Source organism: Lachnoclostridium sp. An181, from assembly GCF_002160325.1.
GTDB lineage: Bacteria > Bacillota > Clostridia > Lachnospirales > Lachnospiraceae > An181.
Genome location: NZ_NFKJ01000004.1, coordinates 12,390 through 33,243, shown reverse-complemented (window position 1 = coordinate 33,243; position 20,854 = coordinate 12,390). Strand labels below are relative to the sequence as shown.

Annotated in this window: 22 protein-coding genes; 6 read left to right on the top strand and 16 right to left on the bottom strand. The window is 44.1% G+C overall.

Going from position 1 to position 20,854, the window contains the following annotated elements:
* Nucleotides 1–17 precede the first annotated feature (17 nt).
* Nucleotides 18–266, bottom strand: coding sequence for a pro-sigmaK processing inhibitor BofA family protein (locus B5F18_RS03785; protein ID WP_242955797.1), 249 nt, complete (start codon nucleotides 264–266; stop codon nucleotides 18–20).
* Nucleotides 267–333: 67 nt separating this feature from the next.
* Here B5F18_RS03785 and B5F18_RS03780 point away from each other — a divergent pair, with 67 nt between their 5' ends.
* Nucleotides 334–564: a DUF2508 family protein gene (locus tag B5F18_RS03780; RefSeq protein WP_242955796.1), complete on the top strand. Its 231-nt coding sequence runs from the start codon at nucleotides 334–336 to the stop codon at nucleotides 562–564.
* Here the strand turns inward: B5F18_RS03780 and B5F18_RS03775 are convergent.
* From B5F18_RS03775 to B5F18_RS03745, 7 genes are all read right to left on the bottom strand, one after another.
* Complete coding sequence (locus B5F18_RS03775) at nucleotides 561–1,049, bottom strand: deoxycytidylate deaminase (protein ID WP_087156342.1); 489 nt, start codon at nucleotides 1,047–1,049, stop codon at nucleotides 561–563. The two genes, B5F18_RS03780 and B5F18_RS03775, sit on opposite strands and share 4 nt — an antisense overlap.
* A 16-nt stretch (nucleotides 1,050–1,065) precedes the next feature.
* Nucleotides 1,066–1,695, bottom strand: coding sequence for a uracil phosphoribosyltransferase (gene upp, locus B5F18_RS03770; RefSeq protein ID WP_087156341.1), 630 nt, complete (start codon nucleotides 1,693–1,695; stop codon nucleotides 1,066–1,068).
* 15 nt (nucleotides 1,696–1,710) lie between these two features.
* The gene (gene rpiB / locus B5F18_RS03765) at nucleotides 1,711–2,136 is read right to left on the bottom strand and encodes a ribose 5-phosphate isomerase B (RefSeq protein WP_087156340.1); all 426 of its coding nucleotides are present in this window, start codon (nucleotides 2,134–2,136) and stop codon (nucleotides 1,711–1,713) included.
* Nucleotides 2,117–3,673: an L-threonylcarbamoyladenylate synthase gene (locus B5F18_RS03760; RefSeq protein WP_087156339.1), complete on the bottom strand. Its 1,557-nt coding sequence runs from the start codon at nucleotides 3,671–3,673 to the stop codon at nucleotides 2,117–2,119. Before B5F18_RS03760 ends, rpiB begins: the two co-directional genes overlap by 20 nt.
* A 24-nt stretch (nucleotides 3,674–3,697) precedes the next feature.
* Entirely contained in the window at nucleotides 3,698–4,411 is a 714-nt protein-coding gene (locus tag B5F18_RS03755; protein WP_087156338.1) for an N-acetylmuramoyl-L-alanine amidase, read from the bottom strand.
* Between the two features lie 121 nt (nucleotides 4,412–4,532).
* Entirely contained in the window at nucleotides 4,533–6,362 is a 1,830-nt protein-coding gene (locus B5F18_RS03750; protein WP_087156337.1) for a glycosyl hydrolase family 18 protein, read from the bottom strand.
* A 108-nt stretch (nucleotides 6,363–6,470) separates the two neighbouring features.
* The gene (locus B5F18_RS03745; RefSeq protein ID WP_087156336.1) at nucleotides 6,471–6,692 is read right to left on the bottom strand and encodes a hypothetical protein; all 222 of its coding nucleotides are present in this window, start codon (nucleotides 6,690–6,692) and stop codon (nucleotides 6,471–6,473) included.
* Nucleotides 6,693–7,121: 429 nt separating this feature from the next.
* Between B5F18_RS03745 and B5F18_RS03740 the strand changes: the two genes are divergently transcribed.
* On the top strand, nucleotides 7,122–7,874 hold the full coding sequence (locus B5F18_RS03740) for an adaptor protein MecA (protein WP_087156335.1): 753 nt from the start codon (nucleotides 7,122–7,124) through the stop codon (nucleotides 7,872–7,874).
* Between the two features lie 72 nt (nucleotides 7,875–7,946).
* Here B5F18_RS03740 and B5F18_RS03735 read toward each other — a convergent pair whose 3' ends face one another.
* Both B5F18_RS03735 and B5F18_RS03730 read right to left on the bottom strand, forming a co-directional pair.
* Nucleotides 7,947–8,156, bottom strand: a complete 210-nt coding sequence (locus B5F18_RS03735; RefSeq protein ID WP_087156334.1) for a DUF1858 domain-containing protein — start codon at nucleotides 8,154–8,156, stop codon at nucleotides 7,947–7,949.
* Nucleotides 8,157–8,739: 583 nt separating this feature from the next.
* Nucleotides 8,740–9,717 (bottom strand): C40 family peptidase, encoded by a 978-nt coding sequence (locus B5F18_RS03730; protein ID WP_087156333.1) that lies wholly within the window; start codon nucleotides 9,715–9,717, stop codon nucleotides 8,740–8,742.
* 184 nt (nucleotides 9,718–9,901) lie between these two features.
* Here B5F18_RS03730 and B5F18_RS03725 point away from each other — a divergent pair, with 184 nt between their 5' ends.
* The 3 genes from B5F18_RS03725 to rbr all read left to right on the top strand — a co-directional run bounded on the left by B5F18_RS03725 (nucleotide 9,902) and on the right by rbr (nucleotide 11,659).
* A complete protein-coding gene (locus tag B5F18_RS03725) occupies nucleotides 9,902–10,291 on the top strand; it encodes a Fur family transcriptional regulator (RefSeq protein WP_087156332.1) in 390 nt (129 codons plus the stop codon).
* A 218-nt stretch (nucleotides 10,292–10,509) separates the two neighbouring features.
* Nucleotides 10,510–11,052, top strand: a complete 543-nt coding sequence (locus B5F18_RS03720; RefSeq protein ID WP_087156331.1) for an NADH peroxidase — start codon at nucleotides 10,510–10,512, stop codon at nucleotides 11,050–11,052.
* 70 nt (nucleotides 11,053–11,122) lie between these two features.
* A complete protein-coding gene (gene rbr / locus B5F18_RS03715; RefSeq protein WP_087156330.1) occupies nucleotides 11,123–11,659 on the top strand; it encodes a rubrerythrin in 537 nt (178 codons plus the stop codon).
* 64 nt (nucleotides 11,660–11,723) lie between these two features.
* Here the strand turns inward: rbr and B5F18_RS03710 are convergent, their stop codons facing one another.
* Nucleotides 11,724–12,290, bottom strand: a complete 567-nt coding sequence (locus tag B5F18_RS03710) for an ECF transporter S component (RefSeq protein WP_087156329.1) — start codon at nucleotides 12,288–12,290, stop codon at nucleotides 11,724–11,726.
* Between the two features lie 155 nt (nucleotides 12,291–12,445).
* Between B5F18_RS03710 and trhA the strand changes: the two genes are divergently transcribed.
* Nucleotides 12,446–13,099, top strand: a complete 654-nt coding sequence (gene trhA, locus B5F18_RS03705) for a PAQR family membrane homeostasis protein TrhA (protein WP_087156328.1) — start codon at nucleotides 12,446–12,448, stop codon at nucleotides 13,097–13,099.
* Here the strand turns inward: trhA and B5F18_RS03700 are convergent.
* The 5 genes from B5F18_RS03700 to ileS all read right to left on the bottom strand — a co-directional run bounded on the left by B5F18_RS03700 (nucleotide 13,077) and on the right by ileS (nucleotide 20,835).
* Complete coding sequence (locus B5F18_RS03700) at nucleotides 13,077–13,385, bottom strand: GIY-YIG nuclease family protein (RefSeq protein ID WP_087156327.1); 309 nt, start codon at nucleotides 13,383–13,385, stop codon at nucleotides 13,077–13,079. The two genes, trhA and B5F18_RS03700, sit on opposite strands and share 23 nt — an antisense overlap.
* A 62-nt stretch (nucleotides 13,386–13,447) precedes the next feature.
* A complete protein-coding gene (locus B5F18_RS03695; protein WP_087156326.1) occupies nucleotides 13,448–14,221 on the bottom strand; it encodes a M23 family metallopeptidase in 774 nt (257 codons plus the stop codon).
* 65 nt (nucleotides 14,222–14,286) lie between these two features.
* Entirely contained in the window at nucleotides 14,287–15,159 is an 873-nt protein-coding gene (locus B5F18_RS03690; RefSeq protein WP_087156325.1) for a SpoIID/LytB domain-containing protein, read from the bottom strand.
* Nucleotides 15,160–15,224: 65 nt separating this feature from the next.
* Nucleotides 15,225–17,705 (bottom strand): glycogen/starch/alpha-glucan phosphorylase, encoded by a 2,481-nt coding sequence (locus B5F18_RS03685; protein ID WP_087156324.1) that lies wholly within the window; start codon nucleotides 17,703–17,705, stop codon nucleotides 15,225–15,227.
* A gap of 22 nt (nucleotides 17,706–17,727) precedes the next feature.
* Complete coding sequence (gene ileS / locus B5F18_RS03680; RefSeq protein ID WP_087156323.1) at nucleotides 17,728–20,835, bottom strand: isoleucine--tRNA ligase; 3,108 nt, start codon at nucleotides 20,833–20,835, stop codon at nucleotides 17,728–17,730.
* Between the last annotated feature and the right edge of the window lie 19 nt (nucleotides 20,836–20,854).

Sequence of the window (20,854 nt, the reverse complement as noted above, 5' to 3'; positions counted from 1 at the left end):
TTTTTCAAATTTTCCTGTCAAGAATTAAAATTCTGATAGAAGAGAATCCCGTACATCAAAGCTACCCCCGGAACCCCGAGTACTGCGGACACCCCCACAGAAATGGGATTAAGTCCCACAGAGATATCTATATCTTTTATATTTAGATACTGATTCACAAGCACAATGCACACAACCCCCACTATCATGCGCAGCACAAAGGAACGGATAAACCGAAACTTTCCCTCTGACCCCATAGCCCCTCCCGCATACTTTCTTATTTCCATATATATCCGTCATCCATACATTTTATTCTTTTAAGCTGTACATACTATATTCAATCACAATATGGAGGTGATCATTATATTTAAATTCAATGACATCAAAAAACAAAAACAACGTCCATCTTCTCTTAAGCAGGGAACGGTTTCCTTCCACGAGGAACTTTCCCTTGCCAAAGAGGAAATGGACGCTGCCTTTAACCGCTTTCAGTATGCTGTACATCCTGACCTAATCGACTGCTACATTTTTCAGGGAATGGCGGCCGGAAAGAAATACAGCTATCTCCTGAAAAAAATGCGCTAAAGTTCAAACCGGATTTCACGGCCGCTGCGCTTATATTGATGGTATGCAACTCCTGCTGCATCCATCATTCGTTTTGAGGCCAGCACTGACGCGGTGTCAGCATATTTGTCACAGTCATAGATGACTTCCTTGATCCCTGCCTGAATGATCGCCTTTGCACATTCATTGCACGGAAACAGGGACACATACAATTTTGCTCCCACAAGGCTTCCTCCTTTATAGTTTAAAATTGCATTGAGCTCACTGTGTGTCGTATAAAGGTATTTGGAATCCAGGGCCTTGCTTGCCTCTCTTTCCCACGGAAATACATCATCCGAACATCCTGCCGGAAAGCCATTGTACCCCATGGACAAAATACGGTTCTCCTGACTTACGATACAGCACCCCACCTGCGTATTCGGGTCCTTGGAGCGCATGCCTGAAAGGATCGCGACTCCCATAAAATACTCATCCCAGGAAATATAGTCTTCTCTTTTTCCGGACACTGCAATTCCCCCTTTACTATTTTGTGCCAAAAATGCGGTCCCCGGCATCTCCAAGTCCCGGAACAATATATCCATGTTCATTGAGTTTCTCGTCCAGCGCTGCAATGTAAATATCCACATCAGGATGGTCTTTTAAAATCTTCTCCACCCCTTCCGGAGCAGCGATAATACAAAGAAAATGAATCTTTCTGACTCCTTTTTCTTTCAAAAGCGTGATGGCTGCGGAACTCGATCCCCCGGTTGCCAGCATCGGATCCACAACAAAAACCTCCCTCTCACCACAGTCAGCCGGAAGCTTGCAGTAATACTCCACTGGTTTCAATGTCTCAGGATCCCGGTAAAGTCCGATGTGCCCGACCTTTGCAGCCGGGATCATGGCAAGCATTCCTTCCACCATTCCAAGCCCTGCGCGCAGAATCGGGACAACGGCCAGCTTTTTCCCGGAAAGCTCCTTTGCCGTTGTCTCACATATCGGGGTCTTGATACGCACATCCCGAAGTTTCAGCCCCCTCGTCGCCTCATAGCACAAAAACATAGCAATCTCGCCTATGATAGCCCGAAATTCCTTGGAACCCAGGGATTCCCTTCTTAGCATTCCAACTTTATGCGCAATCAACGGGTGGTCCATGACTTGTACTTTTCCCATCGTCTTCTCTCCTTTTTACGGTTCAATCAGGGCGATCCTTCTGACATGTCTTTCATCGCCTGAAAATTCTGTATTCAAAAATGTATCTACAATCTTTACCGCAAGTCCAGGTCCTGTGACCCTTCCGCCAAGCGCTATGATGTTTGCATCATTGTGTTCCCTCGTAGCCTGCGCGGAAAAGCAGTCCCCGCAAAGCGCACAGCGCACACCTTTGATCTTATTGGCAGCAATGGAAATTCCGATCCCTGTTCCACATATCAGAATTCCCTTATCGCATTCTCCATCCACAACAGCGTGTCCCACCAATTTTGCATACTCCGGGTAGTCCACAGGTTCCCCGTGGCATCCAAAATCTTTATATTTCATCTGGTTTGCCTCCAGATATTTGATGATCTCCATCTTAAGCTCATATCCGCCGTGGTCACATCCAATCGCTATCATATTCTTTTGCCTCCTTATTCAACTTCTCCACAAGTTTATCTGTCATCACATCAAGCTGCTCAAAGACTTCCCCGTATTTTGCGAGGGGCTGTCCATACGCTGACTTGACCTGTGCATTCTCTCCTGTCTCTCCGATATATTCACCCAAAGTTCTGATATCCGAAACTGCCTCCAGGTCTGCATAGTCACTCTTTAATTTCTCTTTCTGGCTCTCCTCCATAGTGAGCACCAGTGTATCCCCATCCAGATCTTCTTCTGTAAACGGTTTTGCCACAAAATCCTGCAAAGTAATCTTATGGCTCATGGATACTGCCTCTGCCTTCTGGTTTGCCGGCTCAGGGAACAATACTATCATTCCTCTGGAATCAATATCATATGCCCTCAAAAGTTCTTTTTTCTTTAACTGCGCAGCCGCCATCGGTCCTCTGCAGTTGCCGCTGTCACTGACAAAGAGGATCCTCATATAAGACTGAAGATCCGTGATTTGCTTTGCACGGACAATCCGGTGTCCTGCTGCCTTTACGAGCCTGTTCATGACAGCCTCTCCGATACCCTCCCTTGCAAATGACTCACAGTAAATATACTGCACATCCTCCTCATCAAATTCTCTTAGTACCCGGTAAAGATTCTTGGCAATGGAACTCTCATTTTTCTTGGTCCCTACATTTTTGAGAATGCCAAACGGATACGCATTGGCAGTCTCACTTGTCGTGATGATACCGGTCTTAAACCCTTTTTTCTCCTTTGCCCCGGTCAGCTGCCGGATGGCGCGGACAACCTCTTTTTCTTCTCCTTGCACAAGAATCAGCTGTGCCTTTGGCGCATAATGACGGTACTTCATGCCCGGCGCTTTCGGCGCTCTCTTGCTGTCCTCCAAAATAGCTGCCCTGTCCACAGCAACCTCCCCGATCACTTCCTCGAGCATCTCTTTTGTCACTGCTCCCGGCCGTAAGATCATCGGCGGCTCCTCTGTCATATCCACAATGGTGGATTCCACTCCGATATCCACACTCCCCGCGTCCACAACCATGTCAATCTTACCCGCAAGATCATCCATCACATGCTGTGCCGTAGTCGGACTTGGACGCCCGGAAGTGTTTGCACTCGGCGCTGACACATACCCGCCTGCAGATGTGATCAGTTTCTGTGCAATGATATCTGAAGGCATGCGCACTGCCACTGTATCCAATCCTCCTGTCGTACCGTAGGGCACCAATTCATTTTTCTCAAAAATCATGGTCAGCGGTCCCGGCCAAAAACGGTCAGCCAGTTTCACTGCTTTTTCGGGAATCTCCTTTACTATCCTCTCCAGCGCCCCAAAATGTGAAATATGTACGATGAGCGGATTATCCGACGGCCTCCCCTTTGCCGCGTAGGTCCTCCCGGCCGCGTATTCATCCAGCGCATTTGCGCCAAGTCCGTAGACTGTCTCGGTCGGGAATGCAACGAGCCCGCCTTCATGCAGGATATATCCTGCCTCTTCAATCACATCCTCGTCTATTTTGTTTCTGTCAATTTTTTTAATAATCGTTTCCATAAAATTTATTATACGTGCTAACTCTTAAGGGGTCAAGCCGGGGCCTTCGTCTTTTTCCAAATACCTTTTCACACCTTCACCGATACTTTCGGCAATCTTTTCCTGGTAGTCTTCTTCCCCGAGCTTTTTGGATTCCTCCGGATTGCTTAAAAATCCGCACTCCACGATAATAGTCGGAACCTCTGTCCGTTTCAGCATATAATAGCTGTTGTTGGCCTTTGCCTGCCTTGTATTTTGGGCATCTGCCCCTTTTAATGCCTCCTGCATCTGCGCTGCAGCCTTTTTTCCTTCAGCTGAGTGCGTATAATAAAATACCTGAGCTCCTTTTACATCGCTCTGGTTATAGCTATTTTGATGGATACTGACGGCAAGGGCTGCCTTGGAGCTGTTGATGATATCCACTCTTGTCCGCAAATCCTCCTTTTTCCCGGATTCCCTGCCCTCTCTTTTGAGGCCTTTGTCATCCTGCCTTGTCATGATCACTTGAAATCCCAGGTCTTTGAGCTCTTTTTCCACCTTCTTTGCTATCTCAAGGTTAAGATCCTTTTCCAGTTCCCCGTTTATTCCCACTTTCCCCGGATCACTTCCGCCGTGTCCGGCGTCCACCACAATTGTATTGTTCCCTTTTTTTCCTTTTGCCTCCCCTGATGCCGAGGCATACTCTCCCAACTCTTTGCCGACAACAAAGGCTCCCAAAAGCAGAACTGCCAAAAAAAGAACCATTGCTTTTTGTTTCATGGTTTCCCTCTCAGTCCATTCTTTCTTCTATCTATATGTTTTCCGGAAATAAAATAGTACCCTGGAAGAGTGCAGAAATGTCCTATTCCGCTCCTCTTTCAGGGTACTGTGCTCTTACCGTTTACTTTACATATTTTTCAATTACATTCCAGACATCCGCTGTCTCAAGTCCCAGTTTCCACGCTGCCGTGCCGGCCAGACTGTACTCTTTCATCAGTTTCAATTTTTCTTCCACTGACGCTGCATCCTCCAGCCATATCTTGTAAGTGGAACCTTCTTCTTCCCACTGGGCATAATTTTGCTTTGTGTCATCATCCCAGGAAACACTCGCCCCGGCCTCTGAAACCCTGACCGCTGCATCCTGCATACTGTAAGTCTTTGACTCCACTTTCACAGGATACTGGGCTGCCTCTGTTCCCTGCTCTGCTGCAAGCTCCTGTTCGCTTTTGGAAGTCTCCTTCCAAAGCCTTGTGTAGAATGGAACCGCATTGATAACTTTATCTGCCGGAACCTCTTCCAATGTCTTTTTGATCCCTTCCTCCACAAATCCATAGGATGCCACAGACCCGCTTTCATAGGAGCCCGCATAGTGCTCATCATATCCCATGATGATGACATAGTCTGCAACAACGCCCTGCTCTTTGCGGTGGTATTGCTGATTGAATCCTCTTGGTACGTAATTGTCCACGGACAAAACAAGATTATGTTTCTCACACTCCAGGGAAAGCTCCCGGATAAACTGAATATAATGCTCGCCGCACTCTTTGGAAATCTGTTCAAAATCTACGTTGATACCATCCACACCGACACTTGTCGCCTCAGCAATGAGCTGGTTGATCAAATTTGCTCTTCTGGAAGTATAACTTAAAAGTTCATAGGACTCTTCCTGGGAACCGATGCCTCCGTCAAAGTCTCTCACCAATGCCCAGACTTCCAGTCCGTTCTGATGCGCCTGCTCAACATAGGATGCGCTGGCTAAGGAGTTCATATTACCCTGCACATCCGCAACAGTGAACCAGGTCGGTGAAACCGTTGTAAGCCCTTTTGTCCCTGCGATCAGCTGGCCAAGCATCTCATTGGCAGCACTGCTTGTCACCTGATGCCATGCAAGATTGATAGTGTAGTCTTTGGAGATATGATCGTATACCTGCTCTTTAAATTCTCTTGTAACCTTTTCACTCTTTGGCTCTTCCAGGGCACTCTTCGGAGTATACCCTACAAATCCGTCCTCTGTGCATACTTTCCGCCACTTTCCTTCATCCTCCAGGAAAGTCACTTTTTCACCTTTGGACAGCTCTGTAAGGATCGGACTTTTTACTCCGGCCAGACGGCGCACCTGAGTGTCCTTCTTTGCCGCCACGGTCTTTATCTTTCCCCATTCCGAGGTGATGGCCACTCTCTTTGGAGAATCGTAAATTTTATACTCCATATTCGTATACTGCTGCACAAAATCAAGTGCAATGTACGCAGTTTCGCCTTCAGATTTAAAAATCACATAATCTTTGCTCTGCTTTTCACCCTCCAGCGTATAATCGCTGCTACCTTGCGCTGCCGTCACAGTCCCTTCCGGAAGTGTGTACAGCAATAGATTTTCATGAAAGTCTATATAAAATCTGTCATTCAGCCAGTCGGCGACTGCCGAATATTCCAGATACGGCTCGCCATCCGCTATCATGCTCTTGGCATGGATGACCTCGCCGTTTACGGTAATTCCCAGCTGATTCTCACCGGTGATCCCATAATATTCATTCAAATCTGCTTTTTCCTTTGACGGGCTGTATCGTTTCCACAGAAAAGCACCTCCGATGATCATCACCACGATTACCATGATGAAAAAGAAAAAGCGGATAACGAGTTTTCTCTGTCTTCGTCTTCTTGCCCTTGCACGTCGTCTTGCATTTCGGGCAAATTCATCTCCTCCCGGGCCTTCTGGCCTAGTCCTTCTGTCCATATAGCACCTCCTACTAGACCATATTATAGCAAGATTTTATATATGCGTCATCAACTATTTCGACAAATTCCCCATGGTGATCTTCCTTGCACAGAGGGGATTGCGTGCTTATTTTTCTTCGTTCACCTTCAGGAAACGTATCTCTTTTATACGGCCGTCTTCATCGGTAAGATAATCGCGCATATATGTACCTTCCTCTTTCATCATATGCGCTGCAGTGATCTGCATGGGACTGGCGCTGACCCCGTCCATTGTCATGCGGATCCCGTATTTCTCGTAGTCGGAAAGCTCTGCAAACAGCTCCTGGTATGCACTTAGTTCTGTCTCCATCTGTCCTCCTTTACTTTTTGCAGCTGCGGTCTTCTACGGGCGCCATAAGGATACATATGATATAATACATAAGCCCCCAAGACTAATAAAAAGAAAGATAGTACATCAATTATCATTGGTTCATTTTGTTTGATTTATTCGTTATCTGAATTTGTGCCTGAAACGGCTTGAAGTTTATTTGATACATAGTTGTATGCCAGAATGGTTAAAATAGATTGAAATTGATTTGTCTAAAAGATTGTAAAACGAAACAGTACTCCCTCCTTTGCAAGTTACACAGCTGCGAGTGTACTACCTTCCTGTAATTTACCATTATACGTCTGTGATATAGTTATTACAAGTATTTTCTGAAATTTCTTTACATATTTTTTCTTTTTGTTTATACTAATAGCAAATAAGTATTCTTATTGATAGAAGGAAGTGATTCATATGAAGATTGAAAAGATAAATGACAATCAAATACGCTGTACATTGACAAGAGCGGATTTAATAGACCGCCAGTTGAAACTCAGCGAACTGGCATATGGTTCAGAAAAAGCAAAATCACTTTTTCAAGATATGATGCAGCAGGCTGCATTTGAATTTGGCTTTGAGGCTGATGACACTCCCCTTATGATCGAGGCGATTCCTTCCTCTGCGGACTCCATTGTTCTTATCATTACAAAAGTGGATGACCCGGAAGAGTTGGACACCCGTTTTTCCAAATTCGCGCCTTCCCTTTCAGGGGATGCGGAAAGTTCCGGTCAGGATGCCCTTGATAAACTTGAAGGAGCGGAAGAATTCCTGAATTTACTCAATAAAGTCAAAAAAGCGGTGGGAGATATCTCCGAAAGAACTATTCAGGAGGCAGAGAAACAGTCTGCAGCAGAGGCGGATGGCAATTCTTCCTCTTCCATACGTCTGTTCTCTTTCGGCACTCTGGACACAGCTATTCACGCCGCACGCCTGCTCAAACCAATGTATAATGGCCGCAACACCCTGTACAAGGACAATGCGAATTCCATTTACATTCTGGCGCTTACCAAATCTGAACATACGAGAAGTGATTTTAACAAAATCTGTAATATGCTGTCTGAATACGGTTCTTCCGAGAAGGCTAACAGTGCAGTGCTCGCTTATCTTGAGGAGCACTGTGAAACGATCGTCTCCTCGGATGCGATTCAGAAACTGGCTATGATCTAATGTACAAAGACAAAGACGCACAAGAACCTACATCTTGTGCGTCTTTATTTTACATATTTTCCAAACCTGCTTTTATTTCTCTGCTGCCAAAGCCGCATTGATTTTTTCAATAAGCAGGTCCGCATCAATTCCGTGAACCATTGCTGCTTCCTCGATCGTCTCAGCCTGAGATGCCGGGCAACCAAGGCAATGCATCCCGATTTCCATAAGTATCGGAGCTACCTGTGGAGCTGTATTTAAAAGTTCACCAATTGTCATTGTCTTTGTAACCTGTACTGCCATTATGACTCCTCCTTCACCTATTGTACATGCCAGTTATTATAATACGAAATATTGAAATTATCAACTCTGTATGGAATTTTAATGTTTTATAGTCGTTTCCATAAATTGTCATACATTTATTCTTTGTCGTTTCTTGTAAATTGATATTTTAAATGTCAATTTATTTTTCACTTTTTTTCGACATTTTTTCAATTTCATTATAACCTCACAAAACGTCCGTTCTTTTTTTCCCCAAAGTTATCCCCAATAAATTCCCCATTTTATGTGGATAATGGGGATAAAAATTTATAAACAACGTTTTTTCCACGTTTTTTACTGTGTTTGATGTTGATAATTGGGAAAACATTTTTTTACATCTTTCTCCTGTTTTCAAGTTTTTTGTGCACTTTGCATATGGTTATTTTCCCGTTCCCCCTCTGCTCTCCTGTGCCTGTCTTTCATCTTTTTTAAATGTATGAATTTAATTTTATAGTTTTTCAAATGAAAGAACAAAACAGCAAGTCCAAAAGACTTTCCTGCATAACAAAAATACGCCGGCGAATTTCCTTCTTCTTTTGAAAATTCGTCAGCGTATCCTGGTGATTTAAAACATTCTTCTTACTGTAATGATATTCTGTCCTGTCGCGGATGAGATGCCGATTCCATGGGCCTCGTCAATGGCATTGACAATCTGTCCGTTTCCAATGTAGATTCCCACATGTCCAGGATAGCAAATGACATCTCCTGGCTGTGCATTCTCGTAACTTACTTCCACACCTGCACTTCTCATGGAAGTGGATGTTCTTGGCATGCTGATTCCAAAATGCGCATATACGGACTGTACAAATCCAGAGCAGTCAGCTCCGTTTGTCAAACTTGTCCCACCCCATACATAAGGGTTTCCGACAAACTGCGTTGCGTAATCCACTACAGCCTGTCCTCGTCCGGAAACTTCAGCTTTAGCGTTGGCTTCAGCTTTTGCCTGGGCTTCTGCCTTGGCTTTTGCCTCTTCTTCTGCTTTTCTTGCCGCTTCTTCTCCAGCGCGTCTGGCCTCCTCTTCTGCTCGCGTCACCGCGTACTCAAAAGCCATCTTTTCATCTATCTGCTCTTTATTTTCTTCTTTGACAGGGGCTGCCTGCTTTGTCTTTTCGATCAATTCTTCTGCTTTTGCCTGAGCCGCATCTCCGGTAAGAAGATACTCCGATTTTACGTAGCCGGATACTTCTCCGGAGCGAATCTGTGTCCACTCACCAACCGGCCCGATAATCTCCGCTGCTGCGTCTTTATAAAGAATTCCTGCCCATTCACTGTCCTTTGATGCCTCAGTTCTTATAAATAAGTAACTTCCCTCATCAACATTGGCAAATCCCATCTCCGAATAATCTTTTTTTACTTCTTCTGTATCTGACGGAACCTTTGGATTCATCAGTGAAGACTTATCCAGAATAGATTCCATTTTTACTTCCGTCACATCAGGAATCTGGTTCTGTGCCTCAGCCGCCTTGCTTGTATTGCCCGTGAATACGCAGGCTCCTGCAAGTGCAAGCAAAAGCACCCCTTGTCTGATAGACTTAGAATGCATATCATTTCCTCCATATTTTTAATTTTTGTTTCTAAATGTTACATAATTGTTACATTTATTACGTTTTTCATTATATCATTATTCTTTTATATGTCAAGGATTTCATTTGACTTTTTTTTCTGAATCAATTAATATAATAGTAATTATTATTGTTATCATATATGTTACGAAAGGAGGAGGACCCTTGGCTGTATTAAAATATAGCAGACAGAGAGAGGCGATCAAAGAGTATCTGATTCACACAAATGAACATCCGACTGCCGATACAGTATACATGCACGTAAAACAGGAATTTCCAAATATCAGCCTTGGAACAGTCTATCGCAACTTAAATCTTCTCGCAGATATCGGGGAGGCCATCAAAATCTCCACTGCAGATGGCAGAGACCGTTTTGACGGGCGAACTCAGCCTCATTATCATTTCTATTGCAAGGAATGCGGATGCCTTCGCGATTTGGATTTGGAAACCATGGAACGCATTAACGAACTCGCCGGAAAAAATTTTGACGGCATGATAGAATCACACAGTATTACTTTCTATGGAAAATGCGGGGATTGTATTAAAAAATCGTAAAGCGCACGAATGCTATTGATTTCATCATATTTATCACTTATTCTATAGCTATACGGTTTAAAAATTAAATTGATAATAGTAGTTGACAGACTTGGAAAGTTGTGATAGATTAATATCAGTAACAATTACTATTATTAATTTAAGAGACAACAGCAAGCAACCTTAAAATGCTCTGTTGTCATAAATAAAATATCATATAAGAAAAGGAGAAACGAACTATGAAAAAATGGGTATGTACAGTATGCGGTTATGTTTACGAAGGAGAAAATCCACCGGCAGAATGTCCACAGTGCCATGTGCCTGCAGATAAATTCAAAGAGATGGCAGGAGAAAGAACATGGGCAGCTGAGCACGTTGTAGGTGTTGCTCAGGGCGTAAGCGAAGACATCATCGCTGATTTAAGAGCAAACTTTGAAGGAGAATGTTCAGAAGTTGGTATGTATCTTGCTATGGCAAGAGTTGCCCACAGAGAAGGATATCCTGAAATCGGTCTTTACTGGGAAAAAGCTGCATGGGAAGAAGCAGAGCATGCTGCTAAATTTGCTGAGTTATTAGGTGAAGTTGTGACAGACAGCACAAAGAAGAACCTTGAAATGAGAGTGGAAGCTGAAAACGGTGCTACAGCTGGTAAATTTGATCTGGCAAAACGTGCAAAAGCTGCTAACCTTGACGCGATCCATGACACAGTTCACGAGATGGCAAGAGACGAGGCTCGTCACGGTAAAGCATTTGAAGGTTTGTTAAAGAGATATTTTGGCTAAAAAATCAACAGAAAAGCTGTGGTTTCGCCCACAGCTTTTTTCACAATATTTTTTAAAGGAGGAACGTATTATGTCTAAATACGCAGGAACAAAAACAGAGAAAAACTTGATGGACGCTTTTTCAGGTGAATCCCAGGCACGCAACAAATATACTTATTATGCATCTGCTGCAAAAAAAGCAGGATTTGTTCAGATGGCAAACATTTTTGAAGAAACTGCAAATCAGGAAAAAGAACATGCAAAAATGTGGTTCAAAGAGTTCCACGGAATCGGCGATGTGGCTGAGAACTTAAGAGACGCTGCTGAAGGCGAAAATTATGAGTGGACAGACATGTACGCACGTATGGCAAAAGAAGCAAGAGAAGAAGGGTTTGAAGAGCTTGCCATCAAGTTTGAAGGCGTTGCAAAGGTTGAGGCTGCCCATGAAAGACGTTACAAAAAACTGTTGGAATCCTATGAAAAAGGTGTGACATTCAAAGGCGAGGCTCCTCTTGGTTGGAAATGCAACAACTGTGGTTTTATATACGAAGGCGAGGAAGCTCCTGAAGTATGTCCTGTATGTGCACATCCGAAGGCTTACTTTGAAAGAAAAGTAGAAAATTATTAATCTTACTTTTCCCAAACAGAAGGATCCCGGTTGGGATCCTTCTTTCATTTCGGATATATTTTCCTCACATTTCTCCGACTGCCCTTGCATATAATCTTTTCACGGGCAGATAGATCACCAATATCACGGCGATCAAAAATACCACATTGATGACCGTGGCCGCAATGGAAACCGCAGAGCCTGCCACTGCAGCCGCAAAATTGCTGCCAAGAAAGAGCATCTTCACGATCCCCATCACAAACTCAATGACAATGTTCAAAAGCCCGTACAAGACGGTACAGACAAATACAGCGCGAAATTCCTTCCTCACATCTTTGCCGGCCCTCTTTTTCAGGACAGCAAAGAGAGCTCCGATTACCAGACATTTGAACACGGTCTCCAAAAAGACCTGGGGAATATCTTGGACAAATCCGTTCAAAAGATCAAAGACAACAAGGCCAATGCTGCCGGATACTGCCCCTCTCTTCCCCCCGATCAGGAAAATTCCCATGACCACGAAAACGTGCCCGAAATGTACAAACGGTGTGCCCACTGCCGCTGGCATAGGAATTCTAAACACCTGTATCCCAAGATACGTGATAGCTGCAAACACAGCCACCAGAACCATTGACTGAATGCGATTATCTCTCATTTCCCTCTTCCTTTCCATAACAACTTCTTAAAATTTACTTTGAAATTCAAAATAATGTTGCATTTTCCTTTTTTCTGTATATAATATAGATGTAGGTTACACGTAGTTTTTAATACTACATTATATAGCTTAAATTGTATAAGGGAGGAATTATCATGAGCGTGAAACAAATCAAAGACCCTGGCAGTGCGATCACCCATTTTATCGGAATGATGATGGCTATCTTTGCTGCAGTCCCTCTGCTTTTAAAGGCAGCCCACGAACCAAGTCCTACCTATCTGGCATCTCTGAGCGTATACATTGTAAGTTTGATCCTTCTCTACGCTGCCAGCACAACGTACCACACATTCAATATATCAAAAAAAGTGAACACTATCTTAAAGAAGATTGACCATATGATGATCTTTGTGTTGATTGCAGGCAGCTACACCCCTGTATGCCTGCTTGTGTTAAGAGGAAAGACCGGAATCATTCTTCTTAGTATTGTGTGGAGCATAGCCATTGTAGGGATTCTCATCAAAGCCTTCTGGGTGTACTGCCCGAAATGGGTTTCCTCAGTCCTCTACATTGGCATGGGCTGGACGTGTGTCCTAGCGATCACAAAAATTTTGGACGCTCTCTCGCCAGCTGCTTTTGGCTGGCTTTTGGCTGGCGGCATCATCTATACGATCGGCGGCATTATCTATGCATTGAAACTTCCGATCTTCAACAGCCGGCATAAAAATTTCGGCAGCCATGAAATCTTCCACCTCTTTGTCATGGGTGGAAGCACATGCCACTTTATCTTTATGTATGCATTTGTGCTGTAGATGTCACTTTACAGGGCAGGATAGGATGTTCCTCTATCCTGCCTTCTTCCTTTTGAATGATCTTTTCTTTCTGCGCACGATTGAGCTGTTTCAATGCATACTCGCGTTTCATGGCCTCTTCCTTTGTACCAAACTCCTCGTAATAGACCAGTTTCACAGGCCTTCTGCTCTTTGTATATTTTGCGCCCCTGCCTTCATTGTGGGCCTTCACTCTTTTTTCCAGCTCATTGGTCCACCCTGTATAGTAGGTATGATCACTGCACTCTAAAATGTATGTATAGTTCATATTTTTCACTCCCGGTACCCATTATAAAAAGAAACGGCCGGTTTTTCAACCTGCCGTTTTCTTTACGCCTCTAAGTATTCCATTGGATTTACAGGTTCCCCGTCTTTGAGCACCTGATAGTACAAATTACATCCTTCCATAGAATAATATCTGCTTGGCTCGTTCAAATACCCGATCACAGCCCCTCTTTCCACTGTGTCCCCCTTCTGGAACGGAATATCTTTTAACTGTCCGTACACAATCTCATACCCATTGCCGATGTTTAATGTCAATGTTGTTCCAAGCTGGGCGCTTTCCTCAATGGACTTTACAGTGCCTGCGGCAGATGCGATCACCTCGCTGCCCGGTTCCGAAGATATCAGGATGGCAGGGTTGTATTTGTACTGATCCAGTGTAGCGAAATAAACGGTTTTATCCATACTGTAATTCAAAATGATATTTCCTTCCACTGGCCATAAAAGATTGTCTGCAGGGGCAAAATTAACATTTGAGGAACTGCTTGGCGCTGCACTCTCCTCTTCAATTTCAAGTGTTGGCTGTTGCTCCTTTGTATTGCCTGCCCCGCTTTGTTCTTCTCCTGCTGTTTCCTGCTCCGTTTCGTTCATTTCCGGTATTATCTGCTCTGTACTTGTCTGTTCCAGTTCTTCCTCTTCTTCTTTTGCACGTTCTTCGTTTTTCGCGGTCTGCTCCTCCACCTTCGCCAAATCTTTTTCAAGCTTGCTCTGATAGTTGTTGAATGTGTACATGCCAACCATTGCAACAATCGCGACAAAGCAGATGACCAGCCCCACGGATGCACCTCTTCTTCCTCTGGAAGATGTTGTTTTTTTCTTCATATTCATCACCTCTGGCTATATTTTTGCCAGAAATGATGCCCCTTATTCTGTAATTCCCTTGTATTCTATAAAATTTCCGCCACTTCCTTCATTGTGCTCCCCTCAAAAAAATAGGAAAGTATTTCCGTATATGGTTTCTTTTCCTTTGCCATCTGTTCTGCTGTATACTGGCTCATACCAATGCCGTGCCCCACCCCCTTTGTGGTGACCCGCACCTTACCCTCATAATCCTGAAGGGTAAAACAGCTGGATGCCAGACCATATTTTTCCCGGAACTCCTCCCCTGTACACGCTTTACCGTCTTCCTTGATTTCTTTCACATATCCTGCACTGTCATTGGAGACGATCTCGTAGGTTTTTTTCTCCAGCATAAATGTCTGCATGGCATCTTTTGCCTCCACGTCCTTTGGGCATTCTTTTTTCTTCAGGTACGGATAGTCGTCCGTCCCAAACACTTCTTTTCCGTCTCTTGTACTGCCGTTGCTCAGACGGTGAAACGGCCCCTGTATAGGCTTGTCATTGTAGGTGAGTACCTGACCTTCTGTCTCCTCCCAGGCATCCTCCAGTTTTTCATAATTTTCACCAAATTTTCCTCCCCACTGCTTTTCCATCTCTTTTTCGCTCCAGAAGTCTTCCCCAAAGACAACATCCTTTCCCTCTTCTGTCATCTTTTTATAAAGACTTGTCCGCACAAGGACTGCCTGAGCCTTGATGGTTTCCTTTTGATACCCGATCGGTATTTCCTTTGCCAGCAGGCCAATACAATATGTATCCAGAGGGACTTCCTTTACATTCCCATTTACTTTTACCTTTACATAATCATTTCCAAGCCTTGCACTTGTCATGACCGAAGGGCCATTGATAAATACTGTGATAATGCAGGGCAGCAACACAATAATCAGCAGAAACGATATCATCTGATTACACCTTTGTCTCATACAAAAACCTCCATATATTGTATTATATGGAGGTTTTTCTGTAATATGACCGTTCGCCCGTTTCTTTATTCTACGTCTACGTTTACTTTGTCAAGATGCCAGATTTCGTCGACATACTGCTGGATCGTTCTGTCAGATGTGAATTTTCCACAGCATGCTGTCTGCAGAAGAGCCATTTTTGACCACCTGTCTTTATCTCTGTAGGCTTCCTCCACTTTTTTCTGTGCTTCTGCATATGAGCGGAAGTCTTTGAGGATAAAGTAGCGGTCCGCAGGATCAAATCCCTGCCTGTTTAAAAGAGAATCATAGAGCTCTTTGTACAGTTCCGGATGTCCGCAGGAATATGTTCCGTCAATGAGCTGATCTACTACGCGCTTGATATCTGCATCATTGTTGTAGATCACTCTCGGCTCATATCCGCCGTGAAGTTCATAGTTGATGACTTCATCCGAAGTAAGACCAAAAATAAATGCATTTTCAGCTCCAACTTCCTCCACGATCTCCACGTTTGCTCCGTCCATGGTTCCAAGAGTTGGCGCTCCGTTGAGCATAAACTTCATATTACCTGTTCCGGATGCTTCTTTAGAAGCTGTAGAAATCTGCTCACTCACATCTGCTGCGGCAAAAATCCATTCTGCATTGGATACACGGTAATCTTCGATAAACACAACTTTCAGTTTTCCGTTGATACTGCGGTCATTGTTGACCACGTCTGCAACAGAATTGATCAATTTGATGATCTGTTTTGCGCGGATATATCCTGCAGATGCCTTTGCCCCGAAAATGAATGTCCTTGGATAGAAGGAAAGCTCCGGATGCTCTTTAATCTGGTTGTAAAGATACATCACATGCAGGATATTGAGGAGCTGTCGCTTGTATTCGTGGAGACGTTTTACCTGTACGTCAAAGATGGAGTTCGGGTCAACATCGATTCCATTGTGTTCTTTGATATATTTGGCGAGGCGTACTTTGTTTTTGTACTTGATCTCCATGAATTCTTTTCTTGCCTTCTCATCTTCTGCAAGTGGTTTGAGTTTTGACATCTGGGCAAGATCTGTGATCCAGCCATCCCCGATATGCTCTGTCACCCAATCTGCCAGCAGAGGGTTTCCGTGGAGAAGGAATCTTCTCTGTGTAATACCATTAGTTTTGTTGTTGAATTTTTCAGGCATCATTTCATAGAAATCTTTCAGCTCCTGATGTTTCAAGATATCTGTGTGCAATCTTGCAACACCGTTTACAGAAAATCCGGTTGCAATGGCAAGGTGTGCCATCTTCACCTGTCCATCGTAAAGGATTGCCATCTTGCGCACTTTTTCTTCATTTCCAGGATACATTTTACGTATATTCGCAACAAATCTTCTGTCGATTTCCTGTACGATCTGATATACACGAGGAAGAAGTTTGGAGAATAAGTCGATCGGCCATTTCTCCAGTGCCTCAGCCATAATGGTGTGGTTTGTATACGCGCATGTCTTTGTGGTGATTTCCCATGCCTCATCCCACTCAAGCTGCTCGTCATCAAGGAGGATGCGCATCAGCTCAGCCGTTGCCACGGTTGGATGTGTGTCATTCATCTGAATAACTACCTTCTCGTAAAGTTTATGGATATCATCATGCTCTCTCTTATATTTAGCAACAATTTCCTGCAAGCTTGCAGATACAAAGAAATACTGCTGTTTCAGACGAAGTTCTTTTCCTGCGTAATGATTGTCATTCGGATAGAGAACATCTGTGATCGTCTTTGCAAGGTTCTCCTGCTCAACTGCTTTGTGATAATTTCCACGATCAAATTCATCTAAGCTAAAGTCTGTGATCGCCTTGGCATCCCAGATTCTAAGCGTGTTTACCACATTGTTTCCATATCCTACGATCGGCATATCATATGGGATTGCGAGCACGGAAGAATAATTTTTCTGGATAAAATGGTTTCTTCCGGTCCGTTCATCCCAGGTTACCTGGATATCGCCCCCGAAACGGACTTCTTTTGCATACTCATCTCGTCTGATTTCAAACGGATTTCCGTATTTCAGCCAGTTGTCCGGTGTTTCTACCTGGTAACCGTCCTCGATCTTCTGTTTAAACATACCATAATGATAACGGATACCGCATCCGTATGCAGGATATCCAAGTGTTGCCAAAGAGTCAAGGAAACATGCTGCAAGACGTCCAAGTCCCCCATTTCCAAGAGCTGCATCCGGCTCCTGGTCTTCCACAAAGTTAATGTCAATATTCATCTCTTCCAGCGCTTCTTTTACCTCTTTGTATGCGCAAAGATTGATCAGATTGTTTCCAAGAGCCCTTCCCATCAAAAACTCCATGGACATATAGTACACTGTTTTCGGATCTTGTTTTTTGAACTGTTCCTGTGTTGCAAGCCAGTTGTCAATGATCATTTCCTTTACTGCATAGGAAACAGCCTGAAATATCTGCTGAGGATTTGCCTCCTCAACAGTCTTTCGGAACAGGGTCTTTACATTGTGCTTTACTTCCTTCTGAAACATTTTTTTATCGAAAGTTCCTTTTTTTTCTGAGCTATAATACATTTGCGTATCCCCCTTAAATTTATTAACGTTCTACACCTAAACTTACAGCCTCTCCATTAATCTTCCAGTCTTTCGTATATCCAGCCGGAGCTGCCTTTGTGATCGCATCTGCCAGGACTTCTCCTGCGATCGTATCACTGTATTTTTCAAAAATGCTTTCTGCCTTCTCGCTTCCTTCGTATGTCACGCGGATTCTGTCAGTCACCTCGAAATCCGCTTCTTTTCTCATTGTCTGAATCTTACTGATGATCTCTCTTACAAATCCTTCTTCCAAAAGTTCTTCGGAAAGATTTGTATCCAGAACAACAGTGACTCCTCTGTCGCTTTCGGACATATATCCTTCCATCTGCGCTGCATCAATAAGCAAGTCTTCCCGGAACAGTGTGATCTCCTGTCCGTTTACCTGAAGTTTTAAAGCACCTGTCTCATTGATTTCATCCATAGCTGCATTTCCATCCACTTCTGCAAGCGCTGCTTTGATTCCTCCAAGCATTTTTCCGTATTTTGGTCCCACGGTTTTTAACTGCGGCTTGAAGGAGTAGGAGGTAAAGTCTCTTACATCATCCGTAAACTCTACTTCTTTTACATTGAGCTCATCCGCCACGATCTCCTGATAAAACTTCGGCAATTCTTTTCCTGCCTTTACATACATCTTGCCAATCGGCTGGCGGTTCTTGATATTGGCGCTGTTTCGGCATGCACGCCCAAGAACAACGATATCGAGCACTTCGTCCATATTCGCCTCAAGCTCCGGATCGATATAGCCTTCTTCCACTGCCGGATAATCGCAAAGATGGATGCTCTCCGGAGCATTTTTGTCAATGTTTCTTACAAGATTCTGGTAAATGTCCTCTGTCATGAACGGGATCATCGGAGCCGCTGCCTTAGCCACTGTCACTAAAGCAGTGTACAGCGTCATGTATGCATTGATCTTATCCTGCGGCATTCCCTTTGCCCAGAAACGCTCGCGGCTTCTTCTTACATACCAGTTACTCATATCATCCACAAAATCCTGCAGTGCTCTTGCACTTTCCGGAATCCTGTAGTTTGCAAGATTGTCGTCCACTGTCTTCACCATGGTATTCAGTTTTGACAACAACCATTTATCCATAACAGAAAGTTTGTCATATTCCAATTTATATTTTGTAGCATCAAATTCATCGATATTGGCATACAGTACAAAGAAAGCATACGTATTCCACAATGTACCCATGAATTTTCTCTGGCCTTCAATAACCGCTTTTCCGTGGAAACGGTTCGGCAGCCACGGAGCGCTGTTGATGTAGAAATACCAACGGATCGCATCTGCCCCGTATTTCTCAAGCGCCTCAAACGGATCCACCGCATTTCCCTTTGACTTACTCATCTTCTGTCCATTTTCATCTTGTACATGCCCCAGTACAATAACATTTTTATACGGAGCCTTGTTGAAGATCAGTGTTGATATAGCTAAAAGAGAATAGAACCATCCTCTTGTCTGGTCCACTGCCTCAGAGATAAAGTTGGCCGGGAACTGTTTTTCAAATATTTCTTTATTCTCAAACGGATAATGATGCTGTGCAAACGGCATTGCCCCGCTGTCAAACCAGCAGTCAATCACCTCCGGCACACGGCGCATCTCTTTTCCACACTCCGGACATCTGATCGTCACTGCATCAATGAACGGACGGTGCAGTTCAATATCATCCGGACAGTTGTCGGACATGGATTTCAACTCCTCAATGCTTCCGATAGAATGCTGATGTCCGCACTCACACTCCCAGATATTGAGTGGTGTTCCCCAGTAACGGTTTCTGCTGATACCCCAATCCTGCACGTTTTCCAGCCAGTCTCCAAAACGGCCTTTTCCGATACTCTCAGGGATCCAGTTGATCGTATTGTTGTTGCGGATCAGGTCGTCTTTGACCGCAGTCATCTTGATAAACCAGGATTCACGCGCATAGTAAATAAGCGGAGTATCGCATCTCCAGCAGTGCGGATAACTGTGCTCAAACAGCGGGGCGTCAAACAGCAGCCCTCTGTTTTTCAAATCCTCAAGCACCAGCGGGTCTGCCTTTTTACAGAATGTGCCCGCCCAAGGTGTCTGTTCTGTCATCTCACCTTTTTCATCAACAAGCTGCAAAAACGGAAGGTCGTATCGTCTTCCCACCTGGGAGTCATCCTCACCAAAAGCCGGCGCAATGTGTACAACTCCTGTACCGTCTGTCAATGTTACATAGTCTGCGCATGTTACATAATATGCTTTTTTCTTTAATTCGACAAACGGGAAAAGGGGCTCATACTCTTTGAATTCCAAATCTTTTCCCTGACAGCTCTCAAGGATCTCCACATCCCCGTCAAGTACTTGGGAGAGAAGAGCCTCGGCCATATAGTAAGTATACCCATCATTTTTTACTTTTACATACGTTTCTTTTGGATTTACACAAAGTGCCACGTTGGACGGCAGTGTCCAAGGTGTTGTTGTCCATGCAAGGAAGTAAGCGTCCTCATCTTTTACTTTAAATCTTACGATCGCAGAGCGCTCTTTTACATCTTTATATCCCTGCGCCACCTCGTGGCTGGAGAGCGGAGTCCCGCATCTTGGACAATAAGGTACGATCTTGTATCCTTTATACAGTAATTTCTTTTCCCAGATCTGTTTCAGAGCCCACCACTCGGACTCAATAAAATCATTGTGGTAGGTAACATATGGGTGCTCCATGTCAGCCCAGAAACCAACAGTCGCGGAGAAATCCTCCCACATGCCTTTGTATTTCCATACGCTTTCTTTACAGTGACCAATAAATGGCTCAAGACCATATTCTTCGATCTGTTCTTTTCCATCAAGGCCAAGCATTTTTTCCACTTCCAGCTCAACCGGAAGACCGTGGGTATCCCATCCCGCTTTTCTTGGCACCATATAGCCTTTCATCGTACGGTATCTTGGAATCATATCTTTAATGACACGTGTCAGAACGTGGCCGATATGAGGCTTTCCATTTGCCGTCGGAGGGCCGTCATAGAACGTATACATTTCGTTCCCTTCGCGGTTCTCCATACTTTTTTCAAAAATATGGTTTTCTTCCCAGAATTTCTCAGTCTTTTTCTCTCGGTCGACAAAATTTAAGTCTGTTGATACTTTCTGATACATTCGGTTATCATCCTTTCTT